The organism is Streptomyces sp. NPDC050546 (assembly GCF_044457425.1).
In the GTDB taxonomy this organism is placed as follows: Bacteria; Actinomycetota; Actinomycetes; order Streptomycetales; family Streptomycetaceae; genus Streptomyces.
Map to the genome: position 1 here is coordinate 194510 of NZ_JBITGX010000012.1, position 13618 is coordinate 208127.

A 13618-nucleotide genomic window follows, 5' to 3' on the forward strand; every position below is an offset into this window, starting at 1 on the left:
CCCCTCTCGGCTCACTCGCCGCGGTACAGCTCGCGCTTGTCGATATAGCGCACGACTCCGTCCGGCACCAGATACCAGATCGGGTCGCCCTTGGCGACTCTCGCACGGCAGTCGGTGGAGGAGATGGCGAGGGCGGGAACCTCGACGAGGGAGACGCCGCCCTCCGGGAGTCCGGGGTCGTTCAGATGGTGGCCCGGCCGGGTGACCCCGATGAAGTGCGCGAGGGAGATCAGCTCCTCGCTGTCCCGCCAGGTGAGGATCTGGGCGAGCGCGTCGGCGCCGGTGATGAAGAAGAGGTCCGTCTCCGGGTTGAGCGCGCGCAGGTCACGCAGGGTGTCCACGGTGTAGGTGGCACCACCGCGGTCGATGTCGATGCGGCTCACGGAGAACTGCGGGTTCTCGGCGGTCGCGATGACCGTCATCAGATAGCGGTCCTCGGCCGGGGAGACGCTGCGGTGGCTCTTCTGCCAGGGCTGTCCGGTCGGGACGAAGACCACCTCGTCGAGGTGGAACGCCGCGGCGACCTCGCTGGCCGCGACCAGGTGCCCGTGGTGGATCGGGTCGAAGGTGCCGCCCATGACGCCGAGGCGGCGCTTGCCCGGCCGCGACGGGCCGTCTCCCGGGCCGTCGGTGCCGCGTGGCTCCGAGGCGGCCTGGCGGGGCTCCGTGGCGGCACGGCGGGGCTCCGAGTGTCGCTCGGTACCGCTCGCCGTGTCCTGTGCCGGGTCGTGCGGCGTCTCGTTCGCCGGACCGGTAGGCATGTCCTGCTCTCCCATGCGTGCAGACCCTACCGGCCCTGTCTGGGGGCTCCGGCCGCCCCCATGATCCCTGGATGCCCTGTGCGGGGCACCCGGCCGGGCTCAGCGGTCGCGGTTGAAGCGGGTGGTGATCCACAGCAGGAGCAGCAGGATGAAGAGGGCGCCGCCACCGGTGAGGTAGGGGTTGAGGCTCTCGTGGTTTCCGCCGTGCTCCTCGCCCTCGGCGGCGAGGGTGACCAACTGGGCAGCGGTGCTGTGGAAGCTCATCTTCGGCAGGACCTATCGCGTGTGGGCGGCATAAAGACGTCGGCTCATCGTAAGCGGGCGCCCCCGGCGCGATCACCCCGACTCCGCATGTTCGCGACGCGGAGGCGGCGCCTGCCGCCGCCGGACCCGGTCCCGGGGCCCGGCGGGGAACCTTCCCGGTGCCTCAGTCGTCCTTCCGTCTGTAGCCACGCAGCAGGAACCACGCGGTCAGCACACAGCCCAGGATCATCACGATGAGGACGACCCGGAGCATCCCCGGTCCCTGCCGTTCGGCGGCGCTCGCGGCCTCGGTGAGCCAGGCGGACGCGGGGTGGTGCTCCATGACGGTGGTTCCCTTCGCTGTACTGCCCGACCACCGTAACTCCGCCTAGGCTGGGCTCTGCCTCGGGGAAGCAAAAGGCCGCACAAGGGGCCGCAAAGGTCACACAGACGCATGGGGGAAGACATGTCCGACGGCCACGAGCACAGCGGGCACGAGCACGTGCCCAGCAGGCAGCGCAGGCGCTTCCCCGGAATCTCCTCGCGTACGTACGAGCATCCGGCCGACCGCTCCGCCCTGGTGGCGCTGCGCAAGCTGAGCGGTTTCGACACGGTGTTCAAGGCGCTCAGCGGTCTGCTGCCCGAGCGCAGTCTGAGGCTGCTGTTCCTGTCCGACTCGGTGCGCGTCTCGGACCAGCAGTTCGCCCATCTGAACGTGATGCTGCGGGACGCCTGCTACATCCTGGACCTGGAGAAGGTCCCGCCGATGTACGTGAACCAGGACCCGGTGCCGAACGCGATGTGCATCGGCCTGGACGAGCCGATCATCGTCGTCACGACCGGGCTCGTCGAGCTGCTCGACGAGGAGGAGATGCGGGCGGTCGTCGGGCACGAGGTGGGGCACGCGCTGTCCGGCCACTCGGTCTACCGGACGATCCTGCTGTTCCTGACCAGCCTCGCCGTCCGGGTCGCCTGGATCCCGCTGGGCAACCTCGCGATCATGGCGATCGTGACCGGGCTGCGGGAGTGGTTCCGCAAGTCGGAGCTGTCGGCGGACCGGGCGGGGCTGCTGGTCGGGCAGGATCTGACGGCCTCCATGCGGGGTCTGATGAAGATCGCGGGCGGTAACCACCTGCACGAGATGAACGTGGACGCGTTCCTCGCGCAGGCCGAGGAGTACGAGGCCGGGGGCGACCTGCGGGATTCCGTGCTGAAGATCCTGAACGTGCTGCCCCGCTCCCACCCGTTCACCACCGTGCGGGCGGCCGAGCTGAAGAAGTGGGCCGAGTCGCGGGACTACCAGCGGATCATGGACGGCCACTACCCGCGGCGCGACGAGGACAAGGACACCTCGGTCAGGGACTCCTGGCGAGACTCGGCGAACCACTACACGAGCCATGTGAAGAGCTCCAAGGACCCGCTGATGAAGCTGGTCACGGACCTCGCGGGCGGCGCCGGTGATCTGGGCGACCGGGTGCGCCGCGGCTTCGGCGGGTTCACGAACTCGGCCCCGAAGCCACCGCAGGGCCCGGAGGCACCGGGTACGCCCGGCTCCCCGGGGACGGACTCTCCCGGGGACGACCAGCCGCCGCGCGACAACAGCTGAGGCGCCCGAGCAGCCCCGTCTCACACCTTCGGCTGCGCGCTCGTCGCCAAGGACCCGCACAGGGCCGTCGCACTGCCCGTGGCATAGGGGTCCGTGCCGGCGGGGCCGCCCTCCTTGGCCGTCTGGCCGGACAGGAGGGGGCGGAGGTGGTTCGTGGAGTCCTCGGCGCAGGAGAGCGGTCCGGCCTGGACGTAGGAGACGACGAGCTGGCCCTGGTGCAGGCGCAGGTCGTCGCGGTCGAAGCGGAAGTGCAGCTCGCGCCGGACGGTGAACAGGGACACCTCGGCCTTGTCGTCGGCCCCGGCCGGCCGCAGCGCGTAGACGAACGTGTGGTCGGCGGTGACCTCGAGCGTGGAGGAGTCGGCCTCGGCGGCCTGCAGCGTGCCCTGGACCCGCACCTTGCGGTCGGCCAGCTCCGCGCGGGTGGGGTCGAAGCGGACGAGCCAGCCGGTGGGCGCGTGGCGTCCGTCCGCGGTGGGGCGGGAGAAGCTCTGGTCGAACTGGCCCAGCTGATCGGGGTCGAGCAGAACACGGACCGCGCGGACCTCACCGCCCGTGAGCACGTCCGGGTCGAGGGCGGAGCGGACGATGTAGTCCTTGGCGGTGGACAGGGCGGAGACGACCTGGCTGTCCGAGAAGTGCGCGGTGCGCCGCGAGGCGGGCAGCGGCACGCCCTCCGCGCCGCTCTTGAACTGTGCGGCGGGGCTGTGCTCGTACAGATAGTCCGAGTCGGCCGTGCCGGGCACCTTGCCCTCGGGGGCGAGCGGGATGACGGTCATCCGCAGGGGCTCGGCGGGCTCCTGGGCGGCGGGGGTCTGGTAGGGGTGGCGCACACCCATGTAGATCGCGGTGCCGAAGGCGATGGCGATCAGCAGGACCAGGACCAGTGCCTGCCGGGACAGGCCCCGGCGCATGGGCGGGCGGCGGCGCACGGCGGGCGCGTGGTCGGCGATGCGCTCCTGGGCGGAGAATTCCTGGAGGCGGGCAGCACGGATGAACGATTCGTCGAAGACGACGGATCGATACTCGTCCTCTCCACCTCCGGGAGCGCCCTCGGGGGCCCCCTCAGGTGGGTCGCCAGGCCCGCCCATATCTTCAGGGTAGGTCTCCGGCAGGTCAGGTAAACGCCCCGCTCCATGACAAGTTCTGACAGGTTCTCACCAGGACAGGCGGGTTCCGGTCAGGGGGTGCGGGGGATCACCGAGACGGCGGGTCCGGTGTAGTCGGCGGACGCGGAGGGGGTCGCGCCACCGCTCTGTTCCAGCCCGGTCGAGGTGGGCGCCGGCAGGGGTTCCTGGCGGTTCGAGGACGCGCCCCGGTAGACCGCCGTGAAGGCCAGCGCGACCATGCCGATGCCCATCACGAGGGCGAGCAGCCAGGCGACGGGGCGGTGCCAGCGGACCTGCTTGCCGTACGGGCCCGTGCCGCCGTAGTGGTCCTCGAGGATGTCGGGGTCGTCCAGCTCGTCGAGGTCGGGATCATGGCCGAAATCGCCATGTCCCTCGGTGCCGTACCCGTCGTCGTAGCGCTCGCCTCTGGTGTGGGTGCGGCGCGCCTCCGCTTCGGAGGCCTCGGCTCTCGCCTGTGCGGCGGCAAGGAGGCGCTCCACGGCGGTCGGCTCGTGCACCACGGCCGCGCGTACGAAGGCCTCGTCGAAGACCACGGAGGCGAACTCTTCGTCCGACACCCCGCGGTCGTGGTCGTCGTCGGGCTCCCAGCCGTCCGGAAACGGCGTGCCCCCCACGTCCTCCGGCACGGATCCAGAGTAGACCTGGGGGGTCAATTTGGGCAGACGGTATGGAAATTCATCCGCCGGTTGAGACGGCGTTCACGAGGCTCCACACGGCGCACGCCCGGCCGGTCCGCCCCTGCCGCACGCATATGCGCCACTTCACATACCCACGCGGCAGCGCGCTGGCGCGCTGCATAAGGAGCGGCTCCGCTGGCGCTCAGCGGCGCACGTGCCCGTCCCCGGTCACGATGTACTTGGTGCTGGTCAGCTCCGGCAGGCCCATCGGGCCGCGGGCGTGCAGCTTCTGCGTGGAGATGCCGATCTCCGCGCCGAAGCCGAACTGGCCGCCGTCGGTGAAGCGGGTGGAGGTGTTCACGGCGACGGTGGTCGAGTCGACCAGCTGGGTGAAGCGGCGGGCGGCCTGCTGCGAGGTCGTGACGATGGCCTCGGTGTGGCCGGAGGTCCACAGCCGGATGTGCTCGACGGCCTTGTCCAGGGAGTCCACGACGGCCGCGGCGATGTCGTACGACAGGTACTCCGTCTCCCAGTCCTCGGCCGTCGCCTCGACTACGGTCGCCTCGGAGTCCTTGGCGAAGGCCTGCACACGCTCGTCGGCGTGCACGGTCACCCCGGCGCCGGCCAGGGCCTCCAGGGCGCGGGGCAGGAACTCGGCGGCGATGTCCTGGTGGACCAGGAGGGTCTCGGCGGCGTTGCAGACACCGACCCGCTGGGCCTTGGAGTTGATCAGGATGTCGACGGCCATGTCGAGGTCGGCGGCGGCGTCGACGTAGACGTGGCAGTTGCCGGTGCCGGTCTCGATGACCGGGACGGTCGACTCCTGCACGACCGTGTTGATCAGCGAGGCGCCGCCGCGCGGGATGAGCACGTCCACCAGGCCACGGGCGCGCATCAGCTCGCGCACGCTGTCGCGGCTCTCGCCGGGGACGAGCTGGATGGCGTCGGCGGGCAGCCCGGCCCCGCCCACGGCGTCGCGCAGGACGCGCACGAGGGCGGAGTTCGACTGGTAGGCCGAGGAGGAGCCGCGCAGCAGGACCGCGTTGCCCGACTTCAGGCAGAGGGCGGCGGCGTCGACGGTGACGTTCGGCCGGCCCTCGTAGATGATCCCGACGACGCCGAGCGGCACGCGGACCTGGCGCAGGTCGATGCCGTTGGGCAGCGTGGAGCCGCGGACGACCTCGCCGACCGGGTCGGGCAGCGCGGCGACGTCGCGCACGTCGGAGGCGATGGCGCGGACCCGCTCGGGGGTGAGGGTGAGCCGGTCGATCATGCCCTCGCTGATGCCGGCCTCGCGGGCCTTGGCGACGTCCTTGGCGTTGGCCTCGACGATCTCGCTCGTACGGACCTCCAGCGCGTCCGCGATGGCGAGCAGCGCGTCGTCCTTGTCGGCCCGCGGCAGCGGCGCGAGGCTCGCGGCGGCGGCCTTGGCGCGGTAGGCGGCCTCGGTGACCGGGGACATCGAGTCGTACGGCGAAAGCGTGGTCATGAAAGAAGCGTAGTGCGCCGGGCCGGTCCGTTCATCGTTCGTTTCACACCCCGAGACACCCCCGAGACACCCCCGGGGCCCTCCCGAGACACCCCTTGGAGGGGTCAGAACGGATGAACTCCGACCGGGGACGCCGGGGGCGGTCCGTACCCCTCGGCGATGCGCTGGTGGTAGGTCGCGCGGTCGATGACCTCCAGGCCGACGATCTCCCAGGGCGGCAGCCCGGCGGTCTGCCGGTGCTCGCCCCACAGGCGCAGGGCGACGGCGGCCGCGTCGTGCAGGTCACGGGCCTCCTCCCAGTAGCGGATCTCCGCGTGGTCGACCGCGTAGCGGCTGGTCAGGAGGAAGGGGTGGTCGTGGGCGAGCTGTTCGAGGGCGCGCCGGACCTCGGTGAGCGGGGCCTCCCGGCCGGAGACGCTGAGGGTGACGTGCCACAGGCGCGGGATGTCCCCGGGTTCCTCTCCCTGGAACCGGTCCCCGGCCGCCACACTGGTGAGGGCGCGCTCGTCACCGGCCGCGCGGGAGCCGGCACCACCACGGGACGCCGTGGCCCCAGGGCGCACTCGTCTCACGACGGCCTCCTTTGCACAGTGGTGCTCCTGCGGAATATTGCCCTGGGACAAAGTTCAGCAGGCCGCAAGGGATCGCGTGGCGATTTTGCGGAACGTCCACCACCGGGGGCGGATGTTTCGGCCTATTACGGGTGGAGGACCACCAGGTCGTCCCTGTGTACGACCTCGCGTTCGTACGCGGGCCCGAGTTCGCGGGCCAGCTCGCGGGTCGAGCGGCCGATCAGCCGGGGGATCTCCTTGGCGTCGAAACTGACGAGCCCGCGGGCCACCGCCCGTCCCGTGCCGTCCCGCAGCTCGACCGGGTCGCCGGCGCTGAACTCGCCCTCGACGGCGGCGATCCCGGCCGGCAGCAGGGACTTGCGGCGGTCCACGACGGCCTGGACGGCACCGTCGTCCAGGGTCAGGGCGCCCTGCGGGGTGGAGGCGTGCTGAAGCCACAGCAGCCGGTCGGCGGAGCGCTTGCCGGTGGGGTGGAACAAAGTGCCGGTGTCCTGGCCGGTCAGGGCGTCGGCCGCGTGGATGGCGCTGGTGAGCACGACGGGGACTCCGGCGGCGGCCGCGATCCGGGCGGCCTCGACCTTGGTGACCATGCCGCCGGTGCCGACGCCGGCCTTGCCCGCGCTGCCGATCTCGACATGCGCGAGGTCGGACGGGTCGCGCACCTCGGCGATGCGGGAGGTGCCGGGCTTGGCGGGGTCGCCGTCGTAGACGCCGTCCACGTCGGACAGCAGGACCAGCAGGTCGGCGTGGACGAGGTGGGCGACCAGGGCGGCGAGGCGGTCGTTGTCGCCGAAGCGGATCTCGTCCGTGGCGACGGTGTCGTTCTCGTTGACGATCGGGAAGGCACCCATCGCGAGCAGCTTGTCGAGGGTGCGTGAGGCGTTGCGGTGGTGGGCGCGGCGGCTCATGTCGTCGGAGGTCAGCAGCACCTGGCCGACGCGGACGCCGTAGCGGGCGAAGGAGGCGGTGTAGCGGGCGACGAGCAGGCCCTGGCCGACGCTGGCGGCGGCCTGCTGCCGGGCCAGGTCCCTGGGGCGGCGGCGCAGCCCCAGCGGGGCCAGGCCGGCGGCGATGGCGCCGGACGAGACGAGGACGATCTCCCGCTCCCCGCCGCTGCGGACCTTGGCGAGCACGTCGACCAGCGCGTCCACGCGGTCCGCGTCCAGGCCGCCCGAGGCGGTGGTCAGCGAGGAGGAACCGACCTTGACGACGATTCTGCGGGCCTCGCCCACGGCCTGCCTTGCCCCTGCCACGTCCCCGTCCGCCCCTCGCGTCGATTCGGTCCCTCACCAGGAAATCTACGGGACGGCGAGGCACGCCGCGGCGCCGGTCCACGCTACGGACGGTGCCGCCCACGTCACGGGACGGCAGCCGCGCTGTTTCCGTCCCACCCCACGACAGGAACGCGATCTTCCGCTACGGTCCGACGACACAGCGGACCGACAGGCCCCCTACGCTCCGGCGACACGCGCGTGTCGTCAGGAGGTCGCCGCGCGTTAACCCGGACGGCCGACCTGCGCCGACACCCGACGCTCCTGGAGTGACCGCAGTGCCCCTACCTCTTCCCCGTCCACCGGCCCTGCTGAAGGGGCTGGTCACCGTCGTCCTGGCCGCCGCGTTCGCCGCTCAGGCGGTCGCGGCGCTGCTGCCCCACGTACCGCTGCTGCTCGCCGCGACCGCCGTCTCCCTGATGACGGAGGGCGCCCTGTACCGGTGGCAGCGCGGGGTGCTGTCGCTGTTCGCCAAGTCGCACGCGGACATCACCGTGCGGCACGTCCTGCGCGACCTGCTGCTGGTCGTGGGTCTGCTGCGGCTCGGCGAGCAGGACCGGGAGACGGTGTACGCCCCGCTGGTGGCCGGGCTGCTCGCCTTCTACGTGCTGCACTGCGCGATCCAGGCGTTCTCCGTACTGGTGCGACGTACCCGCACCCTGCCGGTGGTGACCCGGAACATCGACGCCTCGGCACTGCGGCTGTCCCCGGCCCCGGCCCTGCTGCTGCGCCGCCCCGGTCACCGGCTGCTGGTGTTCGGCCTGCCCGCGACGGCCGGGCTGCTGGCCGCCGCGCCCGGTGACGAGCCGGTGTACGCGGCGGCGGGCATCGGGCTCTCCCTCCTCCTCGCGCTGACCGGCCTCGGCGCGCTGCTGCTCCGGCTGCTGCCGGGCCGCCGCCCGGCCGGTGAGCAGGAGGTGCTCGAGTGGTTCGACGCGTGGCTGGCCGCGTACCGGCCGACCGTCGGCCTGTACTTCTCCGGCGGCGCCGCCTCGGCCTACCAGGCGAACATGTGGCTGGAGCCCCTCGCGCGGGTGGAGGGCAGGCCGGTCATCGTGCTGCGCGAGCGGTTCATGGTGCAGAAGCTCGCGGCGACGGACATCCCGGTCGTCTGCCTGCCGAAGGTGTCGACGCTGATGCGTCTCGAGCACTCCACGCTGCAGGTACTGATCCACCCGTCGAACTCCGGCAAGACCTCCCAGGTGCTGCGCATCCCCACGATCAAGCACACCTTCGTCAACCACGGCGAGAGCGACAAGCTGTCCTCGTGCAACCCGTACGCGAAGGCCTACGACGAGGTGTGGGTGGCCGGGCCCGCCGCACGCGAGCGGTACGCGCTGGCCGAGGTGGGTGTCGAGGACAAGGACGTGGTGGAGACCGGCCGCCCGCAGCTGGACGCCGTACGGCCGTACGCGGGCCCGCCGGCCGGTGCGTCTACGACGGTCCTGTACGCGCCGACCTGGGAGGGCTGGGACGGCAACCCCGGCAACACCTCGGTGATCGCGGCCGGGGAGAACCTGGTGCGGGCGCTGCTCGCCGACCCGGGCGTGCGGCTGCTGTACAAGCCGCATCCGCTGACGGGGTCGGTGGACCCGCGCGCGGGCGCTGCCGATCTGCGGATCCGGGAGCTGATCCGGGCGGCGAACCGGGAGCGGACAGGGACACGCCCCCCGAGCGACGTCGAGCTCGACCGTCTCACCAGGGAGTTGGACCGCCTCACCACGACCGACTTCCGCGCCGGGGCCGACACGGCGGAGCGCATGCGGGCGCAGTCGGCGCCGGAGCCGGGCCGGGCCGAGGCGGTGGCCCGGGCGACGGCGGCCTGGGAGGAGGCGTACTGGGCCTCGCTGCCGGAGGGCGAGCACCAGATCATCACGGATGTCCGGCCCGCCCTGTACTCCTGCTTCGATGCGGCCGACCTGCTGGTCAGTGATGTGTCCAGCGTGATCAGCGACTTCCTGGCGAGCGAGAAGCCGTACGCGGTGGCGAACACCAGCGGACTGAGCGAGGACGCTTTCCGCGCTGCGTTCCCGACGGTGGTGGCGGCGACGGTGCTGACGCCGGACGCCGGCGGCGTGCCGGCCCTGCTGGAATCGGTCCGGCACCCGGAGAAGGACGAACTGGCCGACGCGCGCGCCGCGTTGAAGCTGCGTCTGCTGGGCCCGGCCGAGCCGTCGTCACAGGAGCGCTTCAACGCGGCCGTACGGGAGCTGTGCCGGTCGGCCGGGGAACACCGGGCCCGGGTGGCGGAACGGCTGACGGCGCTGCCCAGCCAGCGCACCGGGACAGCGGTCCCGACCGCGCCCCGCTGAGCGGCGACAGCAGCCAACGAGAGGTGAACGCGGGGGCCGTGCGAAAGCCGGCCCCCGCAGCCGTGCTCACGCCGCCGGCCGCACCTCGCGCGACGTCAGCACCCGCCGCGCCTTGCGTACCGCCCGGCGTACGAACGTGTGGGCGCCGCCCTCGCGGTAGCCGGGGAAGGCGCGGGCCTCGCGCGGCTCGGCGAGATACACCGAGTCGGGGATGCCGGCGGCGCGGTCGCGGAAGTGCGGGTAGGCCAGGTAGACGCGGCGGCCCTTGCGCTCCAGGAGCGCCGCCGCCTGCTTCTTGGCCTTGACGAACTTCACGACCTCGATGAGCAGCTCGGGCTGCTGCTCGGCGACCAGGTGCAGCCGCAGCCGCTCGTGGACCTTGAGGCGCTGGGCCGCGCCCTCGGTCCAGTGGGCGTCCAGCAGGGGCTTGGCCAGCTCGAACTTGTGCCGGCGGATCTCCTCGCTGTCCGTGAGGTACTTGGGCCCGAACTGCGGGAGCAGCGTGACGAGTAAGGGCCGGAGCATCAGCTGGTCGCGCTGCGCGCCCGCGGGGACGTGCTCGGCGATGAGGTTCATCAGGGCACGCGCGGAGTCGAAACGCAGCGCGTAACTGCCGCTCTTGGTCACGTGCTTGCCGTCGTCGCGGCCGACCAGGTAGTAGCAGGTGTGGTCGGCGACCACCGAGACGCCGTCCGCCCGGAGGTACGCCTCCATGGTGAACAGCGCGTCCTCGCCGGTGAACAGCGACTCGTCGAACCGCATGCCGTGCCGGTCCAGCAGCTCGCGGCGGAACAGCTTCTGCGCGCTGAGCGTGAACTTGATGTTGGAGGAGAAGACGTCGGTCCGCTCCACCGTCTTGCCCCACATGGACTTCGGCGCGGAGCGGTTGACGCCCTCGACCTTGCCGAGGACGACGTCCGTGCCCGCGCGGTCGGCCATGCCGACCATCCGCTCCAGGGCCTCGGGGCCCAGCCGATCGTCGGCGTCGAGGAAGAAGACATAACGCCCGGTCGCCTTGGACAGGCCGACGTTGCGCGGGCCGCTGGGGCCGCCGGAGTTCTCCTGCCGGACCACCAGGACGCGCATGGGAGCGCGCTCGGCGAACTTCTCCAGGTACTCCCCCGTACCGTCCGTCGATCCGTCGTCCACCGCGATGACCTCGACGCGCTCTGGATCGATGGTCTGTGCCTCGACGGACGAGAGGCACTCGATCAGATACGGCATCGCTTCGTACGCCCCGATGATCACACTCACATCAGGCTGCGCAACGGTCACGTTTCCCCCTAGTCAATGGGATATTCCCCCCGTATCGCCTCATTCGCTACTTGGTAGACGGGTGATCGAGGCAAGCGGTTGCCTCGCACGCACGTGTTAGTGGGACACGTCACACAATGAATTGACAGACAGCGGGCACACGAAAGGGCTCGGCCCCGAGGAGGAGACTCCTCGGGGCCGAGCCCTGATGCAGGCGGCTCGGGTCAGCCGGCGCCGACACCGTCCGTGTCACCGGCCGCGGACGCCCGCTGCCCGGGCACGGCGTTCGCCAGCTCGGCATCGGCCTCGGCGTCCACCTCGGCGTCCGCCAGGGCGGCCGCCACCCGTGACTCCTGGCCGACGTTGCGCGTCTCGGCCTTGAGCGCGAGGTCAGCGACGGCGGTGTTGAACTGGACGAGGGAGGTCGGCTCGTCCGGGCCCAGCAGGTACTGCTTGAGCTCCTTGCGGTCCTCGGCCAGCGGATCGGCGGCCCGGTCACGGACGGCGCCGAGCAGCTCGCCCAGCTCGGCCGCGCTGTTGGACAGGATCACCGCGGCGCGCACCGCCGTGTTGTTCCGCTTGAACTCCTCGACGCCCACCTCGGCGGAGTCCGTGACCGCGTACGGCTTGCCGCTCGCGATGAAGTCGGAGACCACGCTGGAGATGTCGGAGACCATCGCGTCGGACACGTTGAAGCAGTCGTACAGCCGCGGGTCGGCGCCGGTGATGACGCGGTGCTCCCAGGCGGGGAAGGAACGCCAGTAGGCGTCGTTCCACTCGGCGCGCAGCCGGGCGACCTCCTCGTGCCGGGCGACGTCGACCAGCCCGTCACGGGTGGCCTCGGCCTCGTCGCGCCGCTCGCCGCCGGAGCCGGAGAGCTGCGCGAGCCGGGCCTCGATACGGGCCAGCTCGGCCTTGGCGTCGGCCTGAACGGCCGTGTCGGCGACGAAGCGCGTGTCGATGGCGCGCTCGGCGGCGGCCTTCTGGACCAGGGCGACGATCCGCCGGTGCGCGGCGCCGGCCTCCTTGCTGACGTTGCCGGTGAACGGGTGCGGCTTGTACAGGACGCGGACCGGCGGGTCGGCCTGCACGAGCTGCTGCACGATGTTCTCGCCGGCCAGTACGACCGAGGTGTTGCCCGGGTTGCCGTCCCAGCCCTCCCAGGTGGGGGCGTAGAGCACCGTCGGGATCCGGCTGTCGGGCACGCCCTGCCAGGTCTGGATCGGGGCGAGCTGCGGGCGGCCGACCTCGACGATGTCGTCGTCGCGGACACCGACGTCGGCGATGGCGTAGCGGTCGCGGCCCGCGCGGCCGGCCGTCCACACCTCGTCGTAGACCTTGCTGTACGGGTTGACGCTGGCGAGCTTGTCGCTGTCGCCGTGGCCGATGAAGACGTGCTTGATCGTGGGCACGCGCAGCATGTGGATGTTCTTGCCGACGTTGGCCGCGTAGAGCGCGACACGCACCGTGGACAGGTCCAGGTTCATCAGGTGCACCCCTCCGGGCACGCAGACGACGGGGACCGTGGTGGGCGCCAGATTGTTCAGGATGGCCCGCTCACGCAGGATGATCAGCGGCTTGGAGTCCAGGTTCTCCATGGTGTCCAGCCACATGTTGACCTGGTAGGCGGAGTCCTTCGAACCGGAGAAGTACAGGACCGTCTCCGGCTTGTACTCGCCCAGCCAGTCGTCGACGGCGGCCAGGACCCGCTCCGCGTTCGGCGGGATCTTCCGGCCGCGCACGTACGGCACGAGCGCCAGCACGTACAGCGTGCCGAGGGCCACCGTGATGCCGATGCCGACGAAGCCGACGAGGGCGGACTTCACCTGTGAGGCGAGCAGGATGCCGGCGACCGCGAAGAGGTCGAGGTGGAGCATCTTCTCGGCGGAGCGGTGCAGCAGCCCCCGCGGCGGGGCGTCCGGGATGCGGATGCGGGACTTCAGGTCCACGTTGCGGGTGGCGACCGGCATGCGGCGGCGGTTGCGGATCAGCTGGACCAGCGCGCCGTGCGGGGCCTGAAGACCGTAGAAGGCGATGAAGCAGGCGATCGCGCCGTAGTAGATCAGGTTGTCCGCCAGGGACAGCCGGGCCAGCAGCAGGACGAGGAGCAGCTGCCGGATCAGGAAGCGGATCGACAGGCCGGCCCGCACCTTGCTGAGGCGGTTGATCAGATAGCTGCCCTTGCGGTGCAGATAGTGGTCCGCCAGGTACGTCACGGCGGCCGCTGCCGCGAAGGCGGGGACGCTCGGGACGAGCGCGGCCAGCATGAGGGCGGGGTAGCCCGCCATCATGAGGACCGCCGCGGCCAGCTGGGCCGCACTGCCCACCCGGGCGACGCGAATAGCGGTGGATATCACGGAGAA

The 13618-nt window shown here is 71.4% G+C and carries 12 protein-coding genes; 2 read left to right on the forward strand and 10 right to left on the reverse strand.

The window, feature by feature from the left end:
* Nucleotides 1–11: 11 nt before the first annotated feature.
* The 3 genes from nadD to ACIBK5_RS28710 all read right to left on the reverse strand — a co-directional run bounded on the left by nadD (nucleotide 12) and on the right by ACIBK5_RS28710 (nucleotide 1347).
* Complete coding sequence (nadD, locus tag ACIBK5_RS28700) at nucleotides 12–776, reverse strand: nicotinate-nucleotide adenylyltransferase (RefSeq protein WP_399023869.1); 765 nt, start codon at nucleotides 774–776, stop codon at nucleotides 12–14.
* Nucleotides 777–860: 84 nt separating this feature from the next.
* The gene (locus ACIBK5_RS28705; RefSeq protein WP_175432503.1) at nucleotides 861–1025 is read right to left on the reverse strand and encodes a hypothetical protein; all 165 of its coding nucleotides are present in this window, start codon (nucleotides 1023–1025) and stop codon (nucleotides 861–863) included.
* Nucleotides 1026–1188: 163 nt separating this feature from the next.
* Nucleotides 1189–1347 carry a hypothetical protein gene (locus ACIBK5_RS28710; RefSeq protein ID WP_399023871.1) on the reverse strand — a complete coding sequence of 53 codons (159 nt, stop codon included), beginning with the start codon at nucleotides 1345–1347 and terminating at the stop codon, nucleotides 1189–1191.
* Nucleotides 1348–1470: 123 nt separating this feature from the next.
* Here ACIBK5_RS28710 and ACIBK5_RS28715 point away from each other — a divergent pair, with 123 nt between their 5' ends.
* Nucleotides 1471–2610, forward strand: a complete 1140-nt coding sequence (locus ACIBK5_RS28715; RefSeq protein WP_399023873.1) for a M48 family metallopeptidase — start codon at nucleotides 1471–1473, stop codon at nucleotides 2608–2610.
* Between the two features lie 20 nt (nucleotides 2611–2630).
* Here ACIBK5_RS28715 and ACIBK5_RS28720 read toward each other — a convergent pair whose 3' ends face one another.
* From ACIBK5_RS28720 to proB, 5 genes are all read right to left on the reverse strand, one after another.
* A complete protein-coding gene (locus ACIBK5_RS28720; protein ID WP_399023875.1) occupies nucleotides 2631–3701 on the reverse strand; it encodes a hypothetical protein in 1071 nt (356 codons plus the stop codon).
* Between the two features lie 89 nt (nucleotides 3702–3790).
* Nucleotides 3791–4393 (reverse strand): hypothetical protein, encoded by a 603-nt coding sequence (locus ACIBK5_RS28725; protein ID WP_399023877.1) that lies wholly within the window; start codon nucleotides 4391–4393, stop codon nucleotides 3791–3793.
* 166 nt (nucleotides 4394–4559) lie between these two features.
* Complete coding sequence (locus ACIBK5_RS28730; RefSeq protein WP_399023879.1) at nucleotides 4560–5846, reverse strand: glutamate-5-semialdehyde dehydrogenase; 1287 nt, start codon at nucleotides 5844–5846, stop codon at nucleotides 4560–4562.
* A gap of 104 nt (nucleotides 5847–5950) precedes the next feature.
* Nucleotides 5951–6409 carry a hypothetical protein gene (locus ACIBK5_RS28735; protein WP_229845472.1) on the reverse strand — a complete coding sequence of 153 codons (459 nt, stop codon included), beginning with the start codon at nucleotides 6407–6409 and terminating at the stop codon, nucleotides 5951–5953.
* Between the two features lie 134 nt (nucleotides 6410–6543).
* A complete protein-coding gene (proB, locus tag ACIBK5_RS28740) occupies nucleotides 6544–7650 on the reverse strand; it encodes a glutamate 5-kinase (protein WP_399024053.1) in 1107 nt (368 codons plus the stop codon).
* Between the two features lie 317 nt (nucleotides 7651–7967).
* Between proB and ACIBK5_RS28745 the strand changes: the two genes are divergently transcribed.
* Nucleotides 7968–10001 (forward strand): hypothetical protein, encoded by a 2034-nt coding sequence (locus ACIBK5_RS28745; protein ID WP_399024055.1) that lies wholly within the window; start codon nucleotides 7968–7970, stop codon nucleotides 9999–10001.
* 66 nt (nucleotides 10002–10067) lie between these two features.
* On the opposite strand, the gene ACIBK5_RS28750 is transcribed toward ACIBK5_RS28745, so the two are convergent.
* Together ACIBK5_RS28750 and ACIBK5_RS28755 are read right to left on the reverse strand one after the other, a co-directional pair.
* Nucleotides 10068–11276, reverse strand: coding sequence for a glycosyltransferase family 2 protein (locus tag ACIBK5_RS28750; RefSeq protein WP_399023881.1), 1209 nt, complete (start codon nucleotides 11274–11276; stop codon nucleotides 10068–10070).
* 203 nt (nucleotides 11277–11479) lie between these two features.
* Nucleotides 11480–13582, reverse strand: a complete 2103-nt coding sequence (locus ACIBK5_RS28755; protein ID WP_399024057.1) for a hypothetical protein — start codon at nucleotides 13580–13582, stop codon at nucleotides 11480–11482.
* Nucleotides 13583–13618 lie beyond the last annotated feature (36 nt).

What these genes read in the sequence shown, in the direction of transcription:
- nadD (WP_399023869.1), bottom strand. Translation starts at nt 776, where the DNA reads ATGGGAGAGCAGGACATGCCTACCGGTCCGGCGAACGAGACGCCGCAC.
- ACIBK5_RS28720 (WP_399023875.1), bottom strand. Translation starts at nt 3,701, where the DNA reads ATGGGCGGGCCTGGCGACCCACCTGAGGGGGCCCCCGAGGGCGCTCCC.
- ACIBK5_RS28730 (WP_399023879.1), bottom strand. Translation starts at nt 5,846, where the DNA reads ATGACCACGCTTTCGCCGTACGACTCGATGTCCCCGGTCACCGAGGCC.
- ACIBK5_RS28715 (WP_399023873.1), top strand. Translation starts at nt 1,471, where the DNA reads ATGTCCGACGGCCACGAGCACAGCGGGCACGAGCACGTGCCCAGCAGG.
- ACIBK5_RS28705 (WP_175432503.1), bottom strand. Translation starts at nt 1,025, where the DNA reads ATGAGCTTCCACAGCACCGCTGCCCAGTTGGTCACCCTCGCCGCCGAG.
- ACIBK5_RS28710 (WP_399023871.1), bottom strand. Translation starts at nt 1,347, where the DNA reads ATGGAGCACCACCCCGCGTCCGCCTGGCTCACCGAGGCCGCGAGCGCC.